Genomic DNA, 19,285 nt, shown 5'->3' with positions numbered 1-19,285 from the left:
GTTTCGTTCCTCAAACGCCAGTAAAGGTGCGGAGGGAAACCCTCCTATGGCGCATTCGCGCCACGCTTCGCTATCAGGGCTGGCTCCCCAACCTACGTGTTTTCGTATTTTTAAGCTTAACCTACAAGTATTGTATGTTGGGATATGAGATAGGTAAACTAGGCTTGTATTTAAAATTACATTTCAACTTTATAGTAACACCTTCATTTAGATATAGCAGCAGATAATTTATCACTCTCGTTAGTTAGAGGTAAAAGGAATTCTAATTTTTTTAGCATGATGTCCACACGCATAAAATTGATATTGGTTTTCTACAAAACTTGGAGTCATAAAATATGGAAAACGTTACGGCAGGAAATTTGACAGAGCGTTATTGTGCTCTAACAATTGGAATTCTGTTTTTGATTCTAGGTATAGCTGGGTTTATACCCGGTTTAGTCTCAGTACCTGAAACAGACTTATCTTACGTTCCACTTGACGCAACTAAAAGCCCGTATGCTATGGGATTTGGCTATATATTTGGCTTGTTCCCTACTAATTTCTTGCATAACCTTGTACGCTGTTCTGTTGGACTATTAGGAATTGCTTCCTATTTCAGCGCCAGCAGCGCACGTTTATTCAATGTTAGTTTTGCAGTTGCTTATACCGCGATCGCCATCATGGGATTGCTGCCCTTTGCTAAGACAACGTTTGGTTTGATGCCACTGTTTGGTAATAATGTTTGGTTCAATGCCTTAGCCGCACTAGCTAGTATTTATTACGGCTTTATTATCCCAGCTAAGGTAAAGGGTGTAAATGTATCGCAAAATCTTTAGTCCATAATTTGTAAAGACTCGTCATCGCGAGTCTTTACAGATTGTATGTAATGCCTGTAAGGAAAAGTTTATGACACCAAAAGGCAAATAAGCTAGACGGGAAAAAACGTCAAACAATTACTCAACTGATTCGGACTGCTACCAATCAGATATTTGATAACTTTGGTGAAGTGGTAGCCGAAGATTTAAGTAAACATATCAAAGGCAAAAAGAGAGCCAAAGCTGTAAATCGGAGATTGAATGAATGGAGTAAGGGAGAATTACAAAAAGCGTTAGATAAAAACGCAGCGCTCGTAATTAAGAATAGAGCATCTGACTTTCAAATAACTCGTTTTATGAAAAAGGAACAGGTACACAAAATCTTATTAGAGAGAACTGCGTCATTCCTTGCTGATAATGGTCATAGTTTGGAATCTGCTATCTCAATGGGATGGTTGGATGAAAAACATATCAATCAAGGTAAACCGCCACGGCGTAGGCGGTAGGGTCTAGATACGGTGTCCTAAGAGAATTGGTTTGTTTGACTAACGAATCAATTACTACCGTCAATCAGACCGCAAAACTTTTGAACAATCGTTTGATTTTGGGATTTACTCCGATTTACTGCGATATGTTGTTACGCCAGCACTAGCATGACAGACTTAAATACGTCCCAAGACATACCAGATCTAACTCAACCAGAACCAGGTATGCATGTTACTTTGGGCGATTCTACAACTAATCCTCTCAGCCCTTTTCCGCTATCAGATGACGAAACAACCGAAGAACTACAAACAGCTGAAGATACCGAACAAGCTCAAGACCCAAAAATGAGTTAAACTCTCAACACTTGTCGGTTAAGCCTAAAAATACGAAAACACGTTTGTTGGGGAGCCACAAAAAGTGCTCTGGTTCCCAGAGTTGAGTGAAGTGGCGTTTGAGGAACGAAACCCAACATTTACAGACATTTGTTGGGTTTCACTATCGTTTAACCCAACCTACAAAAATTCTTATCCGAGCAGTATTGGTTAAACTCTAGCTTGAAAATAGGGCATTGGGCACTGGGCATTGGAAAAGAATTATTTTCAAAGTATTTACCGCGTTAAGAGCCACTCGTAAAACGAATCATGCGATATTGCAGACCTTAGTTCATCATCTTCATCAAATGAGTAACTACTAGGTAGGATCGTTCTACTGATAATGGCATCAGTTAGGTCAATGTCTTGTGGTATTACTTCGGTCAAAGCTGCCCATTGCAAATTTGTACCATTAAGTTTTGCACCAGTTAAGTTTGCTTTGAACAAGCAAGCAGCTCCTAAATCGGCATCTGTAAGATCGGCTTCACGAAGGTTCGCATGACAGAGATCTGCACCGTGCAAGTTTGTTTTTCTCAAATTTGCCCTACTTAAGTTTGTTCTTGCTAAAAAAGCTCTGCTTAAATTGGCGTGTGATAAATCTACCTGGGAAAGATCTACATGGTTGAGCCTGACTCCAGCTAAATCCAATCCGCTAAAATTTCTTTCACCTGCTCTATATTGTTTATAGAATTCATCGAAGTCCATATTCGTGTTACTGAAGGTGACTTGTTAGTCTCGAAGATTAGTTTCAGGATCGATTGGAAGCCCAATTTCGTCAGTATCGGGTAGGGTTCCTGGAACGTGAGTATCGGGTATATCGGGATTGTTTTGAAAATTAACTGAACCTTTTTCTGACTGCTCGCGATCGCTGGAATAAGGTCCCGCAACAGTTGAAACTTCAGCACTTTTGGCATCCCCTGTTCCAGTTGCAGATGAGAAATTGGTGGCAATTGGATCGTCGAGTACTTCTCCTTGTGGGTTTGTGCTGACTCCTGCTGCTATATTTGCGTCTAACATACCACTTCCACCTGCATTTGGAGGTGCATGAAGTTGAGCCTGCTGAGACGAAGCCATATTTTGATCTGGTTCAGTTGCTTGATTGGGCATTGATGCGTCGTTCATTTCTCATTTCTCCTTGACTTTGCTAAACAATTACCTTGAAAAGATGTAAAACTTTTTCATTGATTTAGAGATGAAGTTGAAGAATTTGGTTGAATTCCCTGTCGTGCTTCTCTTACCTCCCACTGACACTGTCTTTCATTGGGTTGGTTGTAATTAATCGCCATTGTAAAGGTGCGGGATTGGACGCTGTTGTTGCGGAAATTTACAACAGCCTTAGTATAATTTCCTCCTGCAAGCCCAGTCCATTCCAAGGCATTACGGGCGTATTCGCGATCGGGAGTGAAGCGCACTTTATATCTAACCCATTCTGGCGAATCATCAGGGCGGACAAACAACAAATCTTCAACAATGTCTGATACCCGTTCTAAGTAATCGGCGGACATAAAACTACAACTGTTAGGAGTGTCACCCTTAACTAATGCCAAGTAAGCTGGTTGTTCAGAAGAATCTACTCGTTGGGCTTGCACTTTGAAGTTGGGAAACACCATTAAAGTCATAGGCAATATCAGGAAAATAGCTTTTTTCATAGTTCAAAATCTTCCAAAAATATTAATTAGTAATTTACAAAGCTTGGTTTCATCCGTTCTCTGCTTTATTCACTTACAGATGAAGTAATTCTGCCAAACTTATTGTCAAGCGATCGCTCATCTATATTGACATTCAAAAATATCTCGAATATCTTATCCTCCGCCATACAGCCAATTCTAATTTTCCTTAAGGAAGATCTGACTTTAATTTGATTTGTGATGAAAAATACAAAAATTTCGACAGAGAATTAAGGGTTGGAGGTGGGATAAAGCTGCTCTGTATAGAGCATTACAAAATAAGTTTTATACCTTTTGGATGTAGGTCTATTGACAACCTGAAGTCAGAATAAGAATATGCACGTTTACTACTTTTTTAAAAGCAGCTGAGTCACCTAGAGCCTCTATAAGCACCGGAGGCTTTTTTATTGGTTTGATAACAACACCACTTCCTTTCCCCTCTAAAAATTACCAATTTTTGTAGGTAGGGCTAAAGCCCACCACTCAATACTTGTCAGTTAAGCCGAAAAATACGAAAATATGTAGGTTGGGTTGAGAAACGAAACCCAACAAATGCCTATAAATGTTGGGTTTCGTTCCTCAACCCAACCTACTAATATTCTTGTCCGAGCAGTATTGAGAGCTAATGTGTCTGATAACACAGCAAAATTTAACATAAAATCATTCTCAAGATAATTACTTTTTTCTAAAAAATTTCTCCAGACTGTACAATTAGTATTTTCCTATACGAATGTCTTTAAAATTTCATCTACATTACAAAAATCTGATTTAATTAGTTAAGGATAAAATATCTATTTAATAGCCAGTTCTTACTGGCTACTGAGTAAAACTTCCTCTGTCATTAAGCAAGAGACTAAGGAGGCAAAATATGATTATGTTGAAGAATTCAGAGAATCATGAAGCTCGCGCTCGTCAAAGAGTTTTTCACAATCTAACTGGATTGCAAGTACTAGTTATAGATGATAATGCCGATTTTCGTTATTTAATGACCTTAATTCTGGAAGATTACGGCGTTACGGTAATGACAGCAGCATCAGCTAATCAAGCTATTGAAACCATTCAAAAATTTACAATAGACCTTTTAATTATCGACGTTGTTATGCCAAATGAGGATGGTTTTTCATTAATTCGTAGAATTAGAACTCTTATGATTCCTGAGAAACGGTCAATTCCTGCTATTGCGTTAACAGCTTTAGATATAGATGCAGGGCATATTCTCGCTCTCGTATCTGGGTTTCACATTTATTTAAATAAGCCAGTAGAATTTACCACTCTAGTAGAAAATATAGCAAAGCTTGTAAATAAATGTACTTGCTGTAGATAGCAAAAATCCCAATACTACTCGGTTAAGGATTTTTCGTAATAATTTTGCGGGTGTAGAGACAAGGGTTTATCGCGTCTCTACGAGGTTGAAATGTCAATTGATTTTTCTTATCCGAGCAGTATTGGTAAAAATCCCGTCCTTAACTGTATATGTTTGGGACGGGTTGTGAATCTAGTAGTTTATTGTAATTACTGAACCCTTAAGCAAATAGGGTAAGTTATTGCCATTTGTAACTTTTGTCTAAAGAAGGGCTTACAAGTTAAGTTATCTAGTGATATCAAACACAAAAGATTTTTAAATTTGTTCAATAAAAATATTTCTCAAACAGGGTATGTGCCTCTTACCTTACGTAGATACCTAATAAGTTTTGAAAAGACAATATGAAAATAATTTACTAAGATGGCAGTACTGATAATAATGGTTAAGAATAACTTAGAATACTATGATTTAAATTCAGATAAATGGTGGCAAGAAGGTGAAACGTTATATTTGTCCAACCATCTTAACAAGTCAAGATTTAAATTTTTCTCAAGTTATATTTCTAACTGGAAAGGAGTCAAAGTTTTAGATATTGGTTGTGGAGGTGGATTGGCTTGTGAGTTCCTAGCTAAGCTAGGAGCTAATGTATCGGGAATCGATTTATCGTTAAATTCAATTAAAGCGGCACAAGAGCATGCTAAAAAAAGCCACCTAAGAATTCAATATCAATGGGGACTTGCTGAAGACTTACCTTACAAGGACGGCACATTTGATGTTGTCATGTGTTTTGATGTTTTAGAGCACGTAAATGATTGGCAGAAAGTTATTTTAGAGGCTTATAAAGTTTTGAATACAAATGGTTTGTTTCTGTTTGATACGATTAATAGAACACTAAAATCTCGATTGATAATGATTTGGTTACTAGAGGATATTTTTAAGCAGCTACCAGATGGGCTTCTTGTATTACCTGACATCTTGTACCTTCTTAATAGGCAGGTGTGCGGCATAGCCCTACCTACCAAATTAGGAGTTACCTTTTTCCATACAAAAATCCCCTTCTAACTTAACAGTATAGAAAAGGGGATTGCTAAAGGTCAGAGGATTTTAAATTTTTAAAAGTTTCAACCGAATTTACCTGCGGTTGAGGCAATGAGGAAGGCTGCGTAGGTTAGGATGTAGCCAACTGTGAAGTGAACTAGACCTGTCAACCAACCTTGAACGATGGATAGAGCAACTGGCTTATCTTTCCAGCGAACTAAGTTCGCTAAAGGAGTACGCTCGTGTGCCCAAACTAGAGTTTCGATTAACTCCTGCCAATATCCACGCCAGCTAATCAAGAACATGAAGCCAGTTGCCCAAACTAGGTGTCCGAAGAGGAACATCCAAGCCCAGACAGACAGATTGTTCATGCCATAAGGATTGTACCCGTTGATCAACTGAGCGGAGTTTGCCCAGAGGTAATCGCGCAGCCAGCCCATGAGGTATGTAGAAGACTCGTTGAACTGTGCTATGTTGCCTTGCCAAACACCGAGATGCTTCCAATGCCAGTAGAAGGTAGTCCATCCTAACAGGTTAAGCATCCAGAATATGGCAAGAAAGAAAGTTTGTTCCCAAGAAGAAGTTTGGCAGGTACCACCACGACCGGGACCATCACAGGGGAAGGTAAAACCAAAATCTTTCTTGTCGGGCATTAATTTGGTACCACGGGCATCTAAAGCACCCTTAACACAAATTAGGACAGTTGTGTGCAGACCGAGTGCGATCGCGTGGTGTACTAAGAAGTCTCCAGGACCAATGGTTAGGAACAAGGAGTTAGTACCATTGTTGATTGCATCCAACCAACCAGGTAACCAAGGAGCACCAGCTAATGAAGCAGCGCTATCTGAATTAGACAGCAGAGTATTGAAGCCATAAAGAACTTTACCGTGAGAAGCTTGAATGAATTGAGCAAAAACTGGTTCAATCAGAATTTGCTTTTCAGGAGTTCCAAAAGCCACCACTACGTCATTATGGACGTACAAACCTAGAGTGTGGAAACCTAAAAACAGGGATACCCAACTTAGGTGAGAAATAATCGCTTCTTTGTGCTTGATGACCCGGTCAAGTACGTTGCCCTTGTTTTGTTCTGGGTCGTAATCACGCACCCAGAAAATACCAGCATGGGCAAAAGCACCAACCATAAAGAAACCAGCAATGTATTGGTGGTGAGTGTATAGAGCCGCTTGTGTTGTGTAGTCCTTTGCTATAAAGGCATAGGGCGGCATGGCGTACATATGCTGAGCCACCAAGGAAAGAGCAGTACCTAACGCTGCCAAGTGTATGGACAATTGGAAGTGTAGGGAGTTGTTGTAGGTGTCGTATAGACCTTGGTGAGGTAGGTTAAACTGTCCTTCCGTGCGGACGCCAAAGAAGTTTCTGGCGTTGAGCATCTCTTTGATGCTGTGACCGATCCCGAAGTTAGTCCGGTATTGATGACCGGCAATGATAAAAATGACTGCGATCGCCAAGTGGTGATGCGCCATATCCGTCAGCCACAGGGATTCAGTCTGTGGATGGAAACCACCTAAAAACGTCAGAATTGCACTTCCCGCACCTTGTGCTGTCCCAAATATATGGTTGGGCGAATCTGGGTTAAGAGCGTAAGCACCCCAATCACCTCTCCAGAAAGGAGCCAAACCTGCTGGATGGGGTGGAGTCGTGAGGAAGTTATCCCAACCTACATGTTGTCCGCGAGATTCAGGTATAGCAACGTGAATCAAGTGACCAGCCCAAGCCAGAGAACTTACACCAAATAAACCTGCTAGGTGGTGGTTCAAACGGGGTTCAGCACTCTTGAACCAAGACAAGCTGGGACGATATTTAGGTTGCAAGTGCAACCAACCTGCGAACAAGAAAAGTGCCGCTAACAGTAAGAGGAACACAGAGCCTTGGTACAGGTCATTGTTCGTCCGCATACCAATTGTGTACCACCAGTGATAAACACCAGAGTAAGCAATGTTAACGGGATTGCTAGCACCACCTTGGGTAAAAGCTTCTATTGCTGGTTTCCCAAAGTGAGGGTCCCAAATCGCGTGAGCGATAGGACGAATATGAAGAGGATCTTTAATCCACTGTTCAAAGTTACCTTGCCAAGCTACGTGGAACAGCAGGCTTGATGCCCACAGAAAAATGATTGCCACGTGACCGAAGTGAGTTGCAAAAATCCTTTGGTAAAGATTTTCTTCGGTTATGCCATCATGGCTTTCAAAATCATTTCCCATAGCCATCGCATACCAGATCCGACGCGTCGTCGGGTCTTGTGCGAGATCCTGGTTAAATTTGGGATACTTTACTGCCATGTATTTTACTCAAGTCCTGTCTAAACAAAGACACCGAGTTGCTAATTCAGTCGAACGAGCAGACTTGCAATTGAATAAATACCCTTTCAGGATGAAACGGAAGTCCATCTATATTCATATGGAAAAAGCTGACACAGTAGGAGGAGCAAAAAGGCTTTAATCCCGATGTTCATCCCCAAGCAGCACGATGGAATCCAGGTCCTTAGGAGTAATAAATCAATTTAACTGCCACCACTTCCATTACATTTCCTACTAAAGAAATAGATTCGTATTACATTTGCTTGTAATCGTGAATACGATTTCATGATTCAGTATTACGAATTGTAAATATTTTAAACAGTTTCTTAAGTCATCTCTTCAATACGCTAGAAAGCGATCGCTCGTAGCAATATTAAGAAATATAAATAACGCTTGTAAATTGTTAAATATATAGCAATCTTAAATGATCTGTCAGAAAATCTACCCCCCTGCTAACGCCGTCCCCCCTTAGTAAGGGGGGACTACAGGGGGGTGACAACAATTTCAAATTCTGACAAATGATTTAGGACTGCTATAAGACTTATTTTCGTCCGACAAGCTGAGCAATAGCTACCGCTAACCCTTCAGGGTCAATAGGTTTTTCTATGTACATATCAAACCCAGACTCAAAAGCTATTGCGCGTCCATGTTCCGTCATCCAGGCTGTTATGGCAATAGCAGGAATCTGGCTAACTCGTTTATCTTCTTGCATTCTGATACAACGAATCAGCAAACAACCATTCTCTCTAGGCATTGCGATATCGCTAATCAAAACATCTACCTGCCATTGTGCTAGCACTTCTAAAGCATCACGAGCCGATGTCACTGTCCTAACCTGTGCCGAGAACTCTTCTAAAATTAACCCGATTAATGTACGGGTATCAGTATTGTCATCTACCACAAGGACTTGCAAACCACTCAGAGATAGAAATTTATTTGGAGAAGCGAAATCGGTGAACAGAATAGGCTGAACAGCGAAAAAAGCAATGGTTAAGTATGGCTAAATTTTCTTTCACGTTCCATGTGTAACACGGTTTTAATTGTAGAAATATAAAATTTTTCTGTCTTAACACTCAGAAGTGACGAAAAACACAATTAAGGTTTATAATCATCTAAATGATTAGCTAAATGCAATTCATTAATATATTAAATTTATGGTGACGAGATGGCAAACCAGCAGCATCTTGCACTGTTAAAGCGAGGAGTATACGTCTGGAATCATCACAAGAAAGAAAGTTGTCAAGTACAAACAGACCTTAGTGATGCAGATCTGGAGGGAGAAAATCTCAGTGGAGCCTACTTCCAAAGTACTAATCTACGTCGAGCAAATCTGAATCGAGCGAATCTCAGTTACGCAAACCTCTACCAAGCCAATTTGGCTCGGACAAACCTTGAGGCAGCATCTTTAAGTCGAGCGTGCTTGAGCCAAGCTGTTATTTCAGAGGCAGTTCTCTTCCAAACCGATCTCAGCGAAGCAAATTTAATGGGTGCTTGCCTTGATGCAACTGACCTCCAAAAAGCAAAACTGACGCACGCGAACTTAACGGCTGCTTCCTTGCAAGCAGCAATTTTCTGGAAATCAAATCTTATACGAGCAATTTTGAGAAGGGCAAACCTAACTCAAGCTATAATTCAGGACACAAACTTTTGGCGGGCTGACCTTCAGGAAGCGGATTTATTGAACGTTTACTTCAACCAAGCTAACCTCAGTCAAGCAAATCTTCAAAGAGCTAACCTGATGAGATCTCTTGTTAAGAGAACTAGCTTCTGGAAAACAAACCTTGAAGGTGCTGTCTGGAAAAACGCGCACTTCAAAACAATCATCTTTGACCAAACTAACCTTACAGGAGTTTGCTTTCAAGGAGCACAGTTACAGGGAGCTATTTTTAAAGAAGTTAACTTGACAAAAGCAGATTTCACAGGGGCTTCCCTTGAAGGAGCAATATTTATTAAAGCTAACCTCACAAAAACTAATCTAACAGATGCTTCTTTTAAACGCACAATCTTTCAAGAGGTTAATCTTGATAAAGTTCAAGGATTTGACTGTAGCTGTCAAAGAGGAGTTTTAATTTATTGAAAGCTTGTAAACGAAAGTTTTAGTGTCAGTTTTACCCCACCCTAACCCTCCCCTTATAAAGGGGAGGGAATTGGAAATTCAATTTCCCCCCCTTTATAAGGGGGGATTAAGGGGGGTAAATTCGAGCGGTGAATCCGGAAGAAGCATATATGCTTAGTATCTAGTAGAACCAGAACGAGTTACCTCATTGGGGTCGCGATATGCGTGAGGTTGCGACCGCTTGGGAATCAGACCTGTCAGACCAATGAGACCGAGCAAGCCAAGCCAACCCCAATCAAAACCGCGATCGCCTCTCACTTCGCTGGTTCCTTGAGTTGTATTGGTAGTTTCTGTAGTATTTGTAGTGGTGGTTCCAGTTGTGGTGTCAGTACCAGTGGAACCTGTACTGGGAACTGTTGTACCCGCTCCCGTTCCGGTTGTGGTGTCAGTGCCAGTGGAACCTGTGCTGGGAACTGTTGTACCTGCTCCCGTTCCGGTTGTAGTGTCAGTGCCAGTGGAACCTGTACTGGGAACTGTTGTACCCGCTCCCGTTCCAGTTGTGGGATTGGTACCAGTAGAGCCACTTGGTGTACCAGTAGTACCGCTAGTACCTGTACTGCTACCAGCACCAGAAGATCCACTCTGGGCAGCAACTGGTAAGATGGGATGTAAAGTCACAAGACCAAAAGCAAAAGCACTTGCCCAGACGATTTTTGATAAATAAGAAGGCTTCATGGTTCTAAATCCTTGAATATTCTAAGTTTTGCGTGTGTTTTTTTGATTTATTAAATCAATATTGTTTGACTTTCGTAGATGCTATCCTTTGAGTAATAATGGCTTAGATAAAGTGAAGAGATATCAGCCTAATTAAGTAAATTTAACACTGTAAGATAACAAGTTTTACAAGAAAAAAGTCTATCATTAGTATTATTTTATTCTTCTAAAAATTACCTACTATAGAATTTGAACTGATTTTCTACAAATATGTGATATATGAATCGGAAAGGTATTATTATGAAGCATAAAGTATCAAAACAAACGGTACAAGCCGCAAAAGAGCATGCCTTACAGTCACTCAAGCATAGTGAAGCAATAGAAGAGCTTTCCCAGAAGCTAAAAACAGGTAATCCAACTGAGCAAGAACAAGCCAAACGGATTGAACCGTATAAGGAAAGTCTTCAGGAACACTCTGAAGAATTTCTGGTCAAGGTACAGCAACTTCAGGAAGATGACAATTCTAGAGAAACATTTGTAGAGTGCGTAGAAGAGCATATAAAAGCTACTGAAGCTCATATTCAGGCAGTAAAAGAATTTCAAAGCACATGTCTGACAAGTTTACATTCAGCAGAAAAGAATCACGCTCAGTAGAGATTGGGATTGGGGAATAAAAACTCAATTCCCTGTCTCACCAATCCCTAGCTTTTCTACTTAGAACAATTGTAGAATCAGTTGGAGTGGAATATCTATCTTGTCAGAGCGCTCGCTAAGTTCAGAACCTAGTGCAAAGATACTTTTCTCTAGAACAAAGGCATCCAAAAGCACTTGCAATTCTGTAGTGGTGCTTGGTAAGAAGGTATCTTGACCGGCTGTGACTAGATAGCTATTGAGGAAAGTTGTGCTTACCCACGCGTACCAAAAACGACTCCAATCTCCTATTAAAGGCAAAGCTTCAGCACGAACCATTCCACTTTCTATTTCATTGCGAAGCCCAATTTGTGCTGCATAGTGGAACGATAACAGCATCCCCGCTACATCTCTCAAAGGAGAGCGTTTCATGCGTCGTTCACTCAAACTACGACCTTCGCCACCTTCAAAGTCATGAATGATAAAGTCCTTACCCGTGTACAGTACTCTCTTCAAATTGTAATCCCCGTGATAACGTGTACGCATCGCAGTGATTTTTTGATTGAGAATTAACTGATAACGTCCCAAAATGTCTTGTTGGTAATTGAGGGCGGCTTGTGCCAATTTTTGAGTTTCAGATGGTAAGGAATGCAGCCTATCTTGCAATAACAGGAAGACTTGACCTGTTAGGTTGCGGGCATATTGGTAAATAGAACGCTGGTAGAATGATGAAAATGGTTCGGGTGCAAAGTCAGAACTTTCAGAATCGCAGCTTAAAGCAATGTGGAGTTCTGCGGTACACTGACCCAAAAGTTGGGCGCTTACGAGATAGGAACCAATTGTTTGGTTGGCTAACTCGGGAATTTCTAAACTCAATAACTCTATGGGAGAATTTGAAGGAATAGGTACCTCAGTAACTTCTACTTGTTGGGTGGTTACGAGGTCAAAGTAATCCTGCAAACTATCAAGGGTGTAGTCCCATCCGTTTCGGGTATCTTGGATATATTCTTGCAAGATTCCCACAGTCATTGGTTGAGCGGGGAGTGTCGCTACTCTATGGGGACTGCGATACTCAAGCGCCCCAGCAATGGGTGCAAAGTGTGTAATGCGTTTTTTCTCGCCCAAAAAGCGCCGCAATTCTAAATCGGGATGCATCCCCTCCTCAAGTTTGCGGAAGATTTTTAAGAACAGGCGATTGCCATAAACGACATAAGTATTCTGAAATTCTCCTTGGAGAATGGTAGGTTCGAGGTAAGATTCATCTCCTCTCAATTGTGGTAACAAATCGGTTGCTGTTGCTCCCAATTCTCCGGCAATGCCCTTATAAGATCGATTTTGACCGATCGCATCAAGCAACAGAGAGAGAAAGTTTTTGTCTGCTGTTGCATCAAATAAAATTCCGTTGGCGGGAGTTTCTAATTCTACCCCTATTTTTTGAACCTCAAGGCGAGCCACTACAGCTTGGGGGTTATCTGCTAAAACTTGTCTTGCTTGCTCGCCTTCTGCATAAGCAAAGATGAAAAGGTAAGTTTCGGCGTCTCCTTGAATGTAGTCTACTCGCAACCATACCATCTTAGCTTCGGTATCTTTGTAAGATATTAAGACGGTTTCGGTGATTTGCGTTGATTGAACAGTTAGGGTTTTGCTGTTGAACCAGTTACAGGTGTAGAGATAGCCCTGCAAAACAGATTCTAAAGTCGCTTTTGCTTCTCGCTGAGTAAAGACATTCTGCCATTGACCACTCACAACTAATGTTGTGAGATCGGCTTGGGGTCTGAGGGGGTGAGTTAAAGTCGCTTTGGGCGATAGGGCAAACCAGTAAAATCCATAGGGACTGAGGCTGAGGAAATAGCAGGAATCTCCAATGACTGGGAACTCAGTATGACCAAAAATCTCCATTGGCACAAGTCCCTTAAAAGGCGATAAGTCTAATTCGACTGTTTGCACAAATCGGGACAGATTCGCCACGACTAAAATTGTTTGCCCGTCGTAATTGCGGGTAAAGGCAAGAACTTTGCGGTTCCTGGGATGCAGTAGTTCAAAGGTACCCAAACCAAATGCTTGGAAACGCTTTCTCGTTGCAATCAAGCGTTTTGTCCAATACCAAAGGGAATTGGGGTTACTTCTTTGCGCTTCAACGTTGACTGCTTCGTAATGGTATTCTGACTCTACAATGACTGGTAAGTATAACTTTTGGGGGTTAGTGCGACTAAAACCAGCATTGCGATCGGAACTCCATTGCATTGGGGTGCGAACACCATTGCGATCGCCTACATAAACGTTATCTCCCATGCCTATCTCATCTCCATAATAAAGCACGGGTGTTCCCGGTAGGGATAACAGCAAACTGTTCAGCAACTCTATTTGACGGCGGTCATTTCCCAGAAGTGGTGCCAACCGACGACGAATACCCAAGTTAACTCTCATAACTGGGTCTTGTGCATAGACTCGGTACATATAATCCCGATCTTCATCCGTGACCATTTCTAAAGTCAGTTCATCGTGGTTCCGCAAGAACAAAGCCCACTGACAATTATCAGGAATTGATGGAGTCTGGTTGAGAATATCAATGATGGGGAAGTTGTCTTCCATCCGCAACGCCATAAACAGGCGAGGCATGAGGGGAAAATGAAAGTTCATCTGACACTCATCCCCAGAGCCGTAGTATTGGGCTGCATCTTCTGGCCATTGATTGGCTTCAGCCAATAGCATGCGGTTCGGGAATTTTGCGTCAATATGCGATCGCAGTTCTTTCAGAAAAGCGTGAGTTTCAAACAAGTTTTCGCAGTTTGTTCCTTCCCGTTCGTATAAGTAAGGTACTGCATCCAACCGCAACCCATCTACCCCCATGGACAACCAAAAATCTAGAACATCAAACACCGCTTGGCGCACTACTGGATTATCGTAGTTCAAATCTGGCTGATGGGAGTAAAAGCGATGCCAGTAATATGATTTGGCAATTGGGTCCCAAGCCCAGTTTGAAGTTTCAAAATCTTTGAAAATAATCCGCGCCTCTTTGTATTTTTCTGGATTATCATTCCAGACATAAAAATCTCTTTCCTGGCTCCCCTTAGGAGCACGACGTGCTCGTTGAAACCAAGGATGCTGGTCAGATGTATGGTTGACAATTAATTCAATAATGACGCGAATGCCTCGGGCATGAGACGCTTCTAAGAACTCTTTAAAATCTTCCAACGTACCGTAAATTGGGTTAACATTGGTATAATCGGCAATATCATAGCCATCATCCCTGAGTGGTGATGGAAAAAATGGCAGTACCCAGAGAGCAGTAACGCCTAAATCTTGCAAGTAATCCAGTTTTTCTGTTAACCCACGAAAGTCACCAATTCCGTCACCATTGCTGTCCGCAAAGGCACGAACAGGAACTTCATAGATAATTGCACTTTTAAACCAAAGAGGATCGTCTTTCAAAAGTAAGTTTTGCATTTTTCCTTCAACCGTTCTTGGGAAAGCACCTGTAAAAAATTTTAGGGGGTGTAAATGCCAGTCAAAAATTTAACTTTAGCTGAAATACTTACGTTGACCATCTAACGCAAGTAAGAGCAATGTTTTTTCATTTAATTTTACAAAACCACTTTTCTCTAAATTTTAAGATACGTAAGCCTTGAGATTGATGAATCTTTTCAATTAAATATCAAAAATAGTAAAACAAATAACAACAAAAATTGCATTTATATGCATTATTCGTGACAAAACTCAGTATGAGGAAAATATGGTTGTAACTCATCAAAAACGTGCTGTTGGAGTATTTGCCGGACGCCGAGGCGCAGAACAAGCACTCAATGAATTGAAAGCTTCAGGCTTTCCCATGGATCGGGTTTCCATTGTAGCTAAGGATGTTGAGCAAGGAGAACAGCTTGCCAATGCCCAGATGACATCTCATGTCAATGGGGAAAATGTAAATACTGCCACAGGAGTCATTGGAGACACTCTCACAGCCACAACTTGGGGTAGTATATTAGTCGGTCTCACAAGTCTAGCACTTCCGGGCACCCTAGGAGCTGTGCTAGCTGCTGGTTCCCTTGGTGTAGCATTAGCAAGTAACATTGGGGGCGTTGCTGTGGGAGCAGCAGCAAGTCATAACTTGGTGAAAGCTTTGGCTGATTTGGGTATACCTGAAGAAAGAGCTAGGATTTATAGCGATCGCATTCATCAGAGTGAAGTTTTGGTGCTCTTAGAAGGTACTTCAAACGAGATCCAAAATGCTGAGAAAATTTTGAAGAATCGCGATATTCAATACTGGGGAATTTATGATTCTCCCACAGCATAGCTCTACAGCAGCCTCGTGAGGCTGCATTCCAGGTAGAACCACCAGATCGAGTAGGTTGGGTTGAGGAACGAAACCCAACATTTACAGACATTTGTACATTTACAGCCATTTGTTGGGTTTCCCCACGCTAAGCCCAACCTACAAAAATTCTTATCCCTTGCAGTATTGCAGCCCTACCTACGCCTTTTATTTTTACGGCAGCATAATAGGAAATTTTCATCATGGATTTACAGGCAGTACTTTTAGATGTGGATGGTACACTCGTTCTAAGCAATGATGCCCATGCCCAAGCTTGGGTTGATGTATTTAAAGAATTTGGATACGATGTGCCGTTTGAGCAGGTTCGTCCACTGATGGGAATGGGAGGGGATCAAGTCATACCCAGAATGGTACCGGAGCTGACAAAAGAGGAAGGAGAAGGGAAAGCGATCGCCGTGGTTTTGATGATGATTCCCTAAAAGAAGCTCTGGCGATTTACAACGATCCTGCTGATTTATTAGCTCATTACGACAATTCGCCTTTTGGACAACCCTCTTTGATAAAGAACTAACTCAGAGATGATTTATAAAGTAAACATTAAGACACCGTAGGTTGGGTTGAGGAACGAAACCCAACAATTTCATTAAATGTTGGGTTTCGTTCCTCAACCAACCTACACAATACACTTGGCTATTTAAGATTTACTTTATAAATGACCTCTCAACGCCTGTGGAGTCGTAGCAGAAAACGAAAATTCAGTCTTGATAACTTTGAAAGCAGCTTCTGCTATGACTCGATGAGCTACTGTTGTGGGGTGAATGCCATCCCAGAACAGGTATTTTTCTGGATTATCGCAAATAGCAAGATTATTGGAACAAGCATTCGTTACATTCGTTAAACCAAAGCGGGATGGATATTTTGTGGCTTCTTGATATAAGGAATAAACATCAAGAATCTCAATTTGAGTATCAGAACCTAATTCCTGCTTAAGTTCCTCAACAGATTTAACCAAAGTCTGATTGTGAGCGATCGCAAACGAACTGAGGGTAGTAGAATTTGCACTCGTGCGTGTAGCTGGAACTTTTCCCAAATCTGGTAAGTTAACAACCAGGATTTTTTTTGCCCCCATCTTTGAGAGGGACTCCATAGCTTTCGATATATTACTGGCAGTCAATGTAGGATTGGCACCGCCATACAAATAGTCATTTGCACCCGCCCACAAAACGTAAAGTGCATTTGGATTCACCTCTTGATGCACTTTTGTAAAAGCCTGAACTTGTGCTAACAAGCCTGGTATTCCATTAACGCTGCCGTTTCCTGTAGTTGCGCCTCCATAAGCAAAATTGGCATTTTGCTCTGGAGTTAATGCCAGTTTGGAGGACAAATATTCAACCCACACCAAACCATTGGAATAACGTCCTTGAAAGTAGGGAGGGTTGGGGGGATAAATTTTTCCTGATGCATGATAGACGTTACCAACATCTGAAAGGCTATCCCCAAATACGTATAGTCTGTTGATTTGATGAGAAATCTGTATCATATTAGAACTTTGTATTGGATGGGCAAGTGCTACTGCCATAATTGATGAAAAAAGAGCAAGTCCTGCTGCAAGAAATTGTCGTCTCACTTGAACTGAAAACCTCTCAACTAAAAACCCTCCCCCTACCAAGGAAGAGAGCTTCTACTCCGCATATCAATTAAATTCAACTTTTTGTTTTACCGAACAAGCGTTGATTGACTTACTTTCTCAATGTAACAAATTATTTTGGGCGTTGAGTGCGAAAAACCGAATTTTCAAATAATGATTATCAATAAAATGAACAATTTTTCCATAGTAGGGTGGGCTATACCGCACAAAAGCCTTGCTGGTGGGCATTGCCCACCCTACTTAAAATTTTCAGAAAGAATATTTTATCATCAGTTGCTCTTCTTTTCGGCTTTTAACGACACGTGCTGGTACTCCTACAGCCACTGAGTAAGGCGGAATATCTTTGGATACTACAGCGCCTGCACCGATAACACTGCCTTCGCCAATAGTCACTCCATCCAATACAGTAACTGCATGACCCAACCAACAATTATCTCCAATGACAATTCCCCGACGAGTGACGCCTTGTTCAGCAATGTTTTGCGTGGGATCGTTAAAAATATGATTGTTGGCAAATATCCCCGTGTGTGCTGCAATTAAGCAATTTTTCCCAATCTTGATGTTGCCAGGACCTGCCAAACAAACATAAGGACCAATAAATGTACCTTCATCAATGTAGATAGAAGTATCATTCATTGCTCTCACATCAACACCGTTCTCAAGACTAGCTCTATCTTTAAGAATAAATTTGTTATTTGGATGTCCCGATGCATTTATACGAACACCTTGTAAAATAAGTGCTTTACTTCCCAGTTCTATTGCAGCCGTATTGACAAAAGTCACTCCAGGTTGGATATCCACAGAATGACCCATATGAGCAAAAATCGGGCGGTACAGCAAATTCCGTAACTTGCCTCCTATGGCGTTTGTGGGAATATTACCTAACAAATTTGTTAAAACGGCTTGCAGTAAACGGTTCCAAATGTGTGAGGATGGATTGTGATTCACGGTCAAATACTCCTGTATAAAATAAGATTAAAAAACACGATTGGATAAAGTAAAAGATTTCCGCCTTCTAGCCTCTGGTTCTACCCTGTTGTAGTAGTTGCTTTGTTGTTCGGCACTTAATAACTTGTGCTGGCACGCCTACAGCCACTGAGTTAGGGGGAATATCTTTTGTCACAACTGCTCCCGCAGCAACCACACTCCCTTCACCAATCGTGACTCCATCTAATACAGTCACTGAATGCCCCAGCCAACAATCATTCTCAATTGTGATTCCCTGACGAGAGATCCCTTGATATTTTATTGGTTCTATGCGATCGCATAATTCACGGTCATTAGCGTATATTTTCGTCAGCGATGATATCAAACATCGCTTACCAATTTTGATATTTCCAGGTCCAGCAATGCTAACATTAGGACCGAGAAAAGTATCTGAACCAATGTGTATAACTGTGTTGTCCAAACAACCGATATTCACATTACGCTCGATCGCAACTCTATCTGCTAGAAAAAGTTTATTGTTGTGGTATCTTCCAGCATCAAGGCGAGCACCCTTCAAAATATGCACTCCATTTCCTATTTCAATTGCAGAAGTGCCAATAAACTCAACGCCTTCTTGAATGTACACTGAAGAACCTATGCGGGAAAAAATTAACCGATATAGGAGATTTCGGCACTCACATCCCAAGGTTATTGATGGTAATTCTCCCAGTAACCCAGTGATAATCACTTCTTTTAGGCGTTGCAACTTTGATGAATATTGATTGTTACTCATGTTTAAAAAGCATTTTTCATTTTTTAAAGGACTAGAAAATCTCTAAACGGAGGATATTCTAAATCCCTCAAGAGGATAGACAATAGTAGTTCTATTTAGTTCAGTTATCACTATGAAACAAGTCTTGACAGACCGACTTCACGTAAAAACATTTGAAAAAATTGTTCTAGAATCACCACTACTATGAATTATCCGCCTTGAGAGAATTTTCAGCTAAGTAGCTTCAACTTCGTAATAGGAAGACAAACACATCAGACAATTCTGCCAAAG

General features: G+C 41.1%; 19 protein-coding genes and 1 pseudogene. 9 read left to right on the top strand and 11 right to left on the bottom strand.

All coding sequences use genetic code 11. The features are described from left to right. The first annotated feature begins 335 nt into the window (after positions 1-335). The 3 genes from F7734_RS43640 (at position 336) to F7734_RS43630 (ending at position 1,633) form a co-directional block, all read left to right on the top strand. On the top strand, positions 336-815 hold the full coding sequence (locus F7734_RS43640) for a DUF4383 domain-containing protein (protein ID WP_155750613.1): 480 nt from the start codon (positions 336-338) through the stop codon (positions 813-815). A gap of 170 nt (positions 816-985) precedes the next feature. Beyond that, on the top strand, positions 986-1,300 hold the full coding sequence (locus F7734_RS43635) for a hypothetical protein (protein ID WP_155750612.1): 315 nt from the start codon (positions 986-988) through the stop codon (positions 1,298-1,300). Between the two features lie 147 nt (positions 1,301-1,447). Next, the gene (locus F7734_RS43630) at positions 1,448-1,633 is read left to right on the top strand and encodes a hypothetical protein (protein WP_155750611.1); all 186 of its coding nucleotides are present in this window, start codon (positions 1,448-1,450) and stop codon (positions 1,631-1,633) included. A 255-nt stretch (positions 1,634-1,888) separates the two neighbouring features. On the opposite strand, the gene F7734_RS66435 is transcribed toward F7734_RS43630, so the two are convergent. The 4 genes and pseudogenes from F7734_RS66435 to F7734_RS43615 form a co-directional block, all read right to left on the bottom strand. Then, positions 1,889-2,098: a pentapeptide repeat-containing protein gene (locus F7734_RS66435; protein ID WP_347566386.1), complete on the bottom strand. Its 210-nt coding sequence runs from the start codon at positions 2,096-2,098 to the stop codon at positions 1,889-1,891. Between the two features lie 9 nt (positions 2,099-2,107). Next, positions 2,108-2,368 (bottom strand): annotated as a pseudogene (locus tag F7734_RS66430) (pentapeptide repeat-containing protein); the annotation flags it as partial. 12 nt (positions 2,369-2,380) lie between these two features. Next, entirely contained in the window at positions 2,381-2,773 is a 393-nt protein-coding gene (locus F7734_RS43620) for a hypothetical protein (protein ID WP_155750609.1), read from the bottom strand. Positions 2,774-2,829: 56 nt separating this feature from the next. Next, complete coding sequence (locus F7734_RS43615) at positions 2,830-3,300, bottom strand: hypothetical protein (protein ID WP_155750608.1); 471 nt, start codon at positions 3,298-3,300, stop codon at positions 2,830-2,832. A gap of 886 nt (positions 3,301-4,186) precedes the next feature. Here F7734_RS43615 and F7734_RS43610 point away from each other — a divergent pair. Next, positions 4,187-4,642, top strand: coding sequence for a response regulator (locus tag F7734_RS43610; RefSeq protein ID WP_155750607.1), 456 nt, complete (start codon positions 4,187-4,189; stop codon positions 4,640-4,642). 399 nt (positions 4,643-5,041) lie between these two features. Then, a complete protein-coding gene (gene ubiG / locus F7734_RS43605; RefSeq protein WP_243147398.1) occupies positions 5,042-5,683 on the top strand; it encodes a bifunctional 2-polyprenyl-6-hydroxyphenol methylase/3-demethylubiquinol 3-O-methyltransferase UbiG in 642 nt (213 codons plus the stop codon). Between the two features lie 59 nt (positions 5,684-5,742). Here the strand turns inward: ubiG and psaB are convergent, their stop codons facing one another. Together psaB and F7734_RS43595 are read right to left on the bottom strand one after the other, a co-directional pair. Continuing rightward, positions 5,743-7,959 (bottom strand): photosystem I core protein PsaB, encoded by a 2,217-nt coding sequence (psaB, locus tag F7734_RS43600; RefSeq protein WP_155750606.1) that lies wholly within the window; start codon positions 7,957-7,959, stop codon positions 5,743-5,745. Between the two features lie 559 nt (positions 7,960-8,518). Further along, positions 8,519-8,878, bottom strand: a complete 360-nt coding sequence (locus F7734_RS43595) for a response regulator (RefSeq protein WP_166482514.1) — start codon at positions 8,876-8,878, stop codon at positions 8,519-8,521. Between the two features lie 264 nt (positions 8,879-9,142). Here F7734_RS43595 and F7734_RS43590 point away from each other — a divergent pair, with 264 nt between their 5' ends. Continuing rightward, the gene (locus F7734_RS43590) at positions 9,143-10,054 is read left to right on the top strand and encodes a pentapeptide repeat-containing protein (protein WP_155750604.1); all 912 of its coding nucleotides are present in this window, start codon (positions 9,143-9,145) and stop codon (positions 10,052-10,054) included. 153 nt (positions 10,055-10,207) lie between these two features. On the opposite strand, the gene F7734_RS43585 is transcribed toward F7734_RS43590, so the two are convergent. Further along, positions 10,208-10,768 carry a WGxxGxxG-CTERM domain-containing protein gene (locus F7734_RS43585; RefSeq protein WP_155750603.1) on the bottom strand — a complete coding sequence of 187 codons (561 nt, stop codon included), beginning with the start codon at positions 10,766-10,768 and terminating at the stop codon, positions 10,208-10,210. A gap of 258 nt (positions 10,769-11,026) precedes the next feature. Here F7734_RS43585 and F7734_RS43580 point away from each other — a divergent pair, with 258 nt between their 5' ends. Continuing rightward, positions 11,027-11,401 (top strand): hypothetical protein, encoded by a 375-nt coding sequence (locus tag F7734_RS43580; RefSeq protein ID WP_155750602.1) that lies wholly within the window; start codon positions 11,027-11,029, stop codon positions 11,399-11,401. Positions 11,402-11,461: 60 nt separating this feature from the next. Here the strand turns inward: F7734_RS43580 and treS are convergent, their stop codons facing one another. Continuing rightward, positions 11,462-14,824: a maltose alpha-D-glucosyltransferase gene (gene treS, locus F7734_RS43575; protein ID WP_155750601.1), complete on the bottom strand. Its 3,363-nt coding sequence runs from the start codon at positions 14,822-14,824 to the stop codon at positions 11,462-11,464. Positions 14,825-15,110: 286 nt separating this feature from the next. On the opposite strand from treS, the gene F7734_RS43570 reads away from it, so the two are divergent. Further along, positions 15,111-15,668: a general stress protein gene (locus F7734_RS43570; protein ID WP_155750600.1), complete on the top strand. Its 558-nt coding sequence runs from the start codon at positions 15,111-15,113 to the stop codon at positions 15,666-15,668. Between the two features lie 221 nt (positions 15,669-15,889). Beyond that, the gene (locus tag F7734_RS43565) at positions 15,890-16,126 is read left to right on the top strand and encodes an HAD hydrolase-like protein (RefSeq protein ID WP_243147396.1); all 237 of its coding nucleotides are present in this window, start codon (positions 15,890-15,892) and stop codon (positions 16,124-16,126) included. Between the two features lie 227 nt (positions 16,127-16,353). Here F7734_RS43565 and F7734_RS43560 read toward each other — a convergent pair whose 3' ends face one another. From F7734_RS43560 to F7734_RS43550, 3 genes are all read right to left on the bottom strand, one after another. Further along, positions 16,354-17,274 (bottom strand): SGNH/GDSL hydrolase family protein, encoded by a 921-nt coding sequence (locus F7734_RS43560; protein WP_347566385.1) that lies wholly within the window; start codon positions 17,272-17,274, stop codon positions 16,354-16,356. A gap of 270 nt (positions 17,275-17,544) precedes the next feature. Next, positions 17,545-18,243, bottom strand: a complete 699-nt coding sequence (locus F7734_RS43555; protein ID WP_166482513.1) for an acyltransferase — start codon at positions 18,241-18,243, stop codon at positions 17,545-17,547. Between the two features lie 67 nt (positions 18,244-18,310). Beyond that, positions 18,311-19,015 carry an acyltransferase gene (locus F7734_RS43550; protein WP_155750597.1) on the bottom strand — a complete coding sequence of 235 codons (705 nt, stop codon included), beginning with the start codon at positions 19,013-19,015 and terminating at the stop codon, positions 18,311-18,313. Between the last annotated feature and the right edge of the window lie 270 nt (positions 19,016-19,285).

The organism is Scytonema sp. UIC 10036 (genome assembly GCF_009725235.1).
The sequence above is the reverse complement of the archived record's forward strand: the minus strand, read 5'-3'. Positions and strand labels throughout refer to the sequence as shown.

Bases quoted from the DNA above. Each gene is read 5' to 3' on its own strand.
- treS (WP_155750601.1), bottom strand. From the start codon at position 14,824: ATGCAAAACTTACTTTTGAAAGACGATCCTCTTTGGTTTAAAAGTGCA.
- F7734_RS43580 (WP_155750602.1), top strand. From the start codon at position 11,027: ATGAATCGGAAAGGTATTATTATGAAGCATAAAGTATCAAAACAAACG.
- F7734_RS43570 (WP_155750600.1), top strand. From the start codon at position 15,111: ATGGTTGTAACTCATCAAAAACGTGCTGTTGGAGTATTTGCCGGACGC.
- psaB (WP_155750606.1), bottom strand. From the start codon at position 7,959: ATGGCAGTAAAGTATCCCAAATTTAACCAGGATCTCGCACAAGACCCG.
- F7734_RS43610 (WP_155750607.1), top strand. From the start codon at position 4,187: ATGATTATGTTGAAGAATTCAGAGAATCATGAAGCTCGCGCTCGTCAA.
- F7734_RS43630 (WP_155750611.1), top strand. From the start codon at position 1,448: ATGACAGACTTAAATACGTCCCAAGACATACCAGATCTAACTCAACCA.
- ubiG (WP_243147398.1), top strand. From the start codon at position 5,042: ATGGCAGTACTGATAATAATGGTTAAGAATAACTTAGAATACTATGAT.
- F7734_RS43615 (WP_155750608.1), bottom strand. From the start codon at position 3,300: ATGAAAAAAGCTATTTTCCTGATATTGCCTATGACTTTAATGGTGTTT.
- F7734_RS43565 (WP_243147396.1), top strand. From the start codon at position 15,890: ATGGATTTACAGGCAGTACTTTTAGATGTGGATGGTACACTCGTTCTA.
- F7734_RS43550 (WP_155750597.1), bottom strand. From the start codon at position 19,015: ATGAGTAACAATCAATATTCATCAAAGTTGCAACGCCTAAAAGAAGTG.
- F7734_RS43620 (WP_155750609.1), bottom strand. From the start codon at position 2,773: ATGAACGACGCATCAATGCCCAATCAAGCAACTGAACCAGATCAAAAT.
- F7734_RS43590 (WP_155750604.1), top strand. From the start codon at position 9,143: ATGGCAAACCAGCAGCATCTTGCACTGTTAAAGCGAGGAGTATACGTC.
- F7734_RS43640 (WP_155750613.1), top strand. From the start codon at position 336: ATGGAAAACGTTACGGCAGGAAATTTGACAGAGCGTTATTGTGCTCTA.
- F7734_RS43585 (WP_155750603.1), bottom strand. From the start codon at position 10,768: ATGAAGCCTTCTTATTTATCAAAAATCGTCTGGGCAAGTGCTTTTGCT.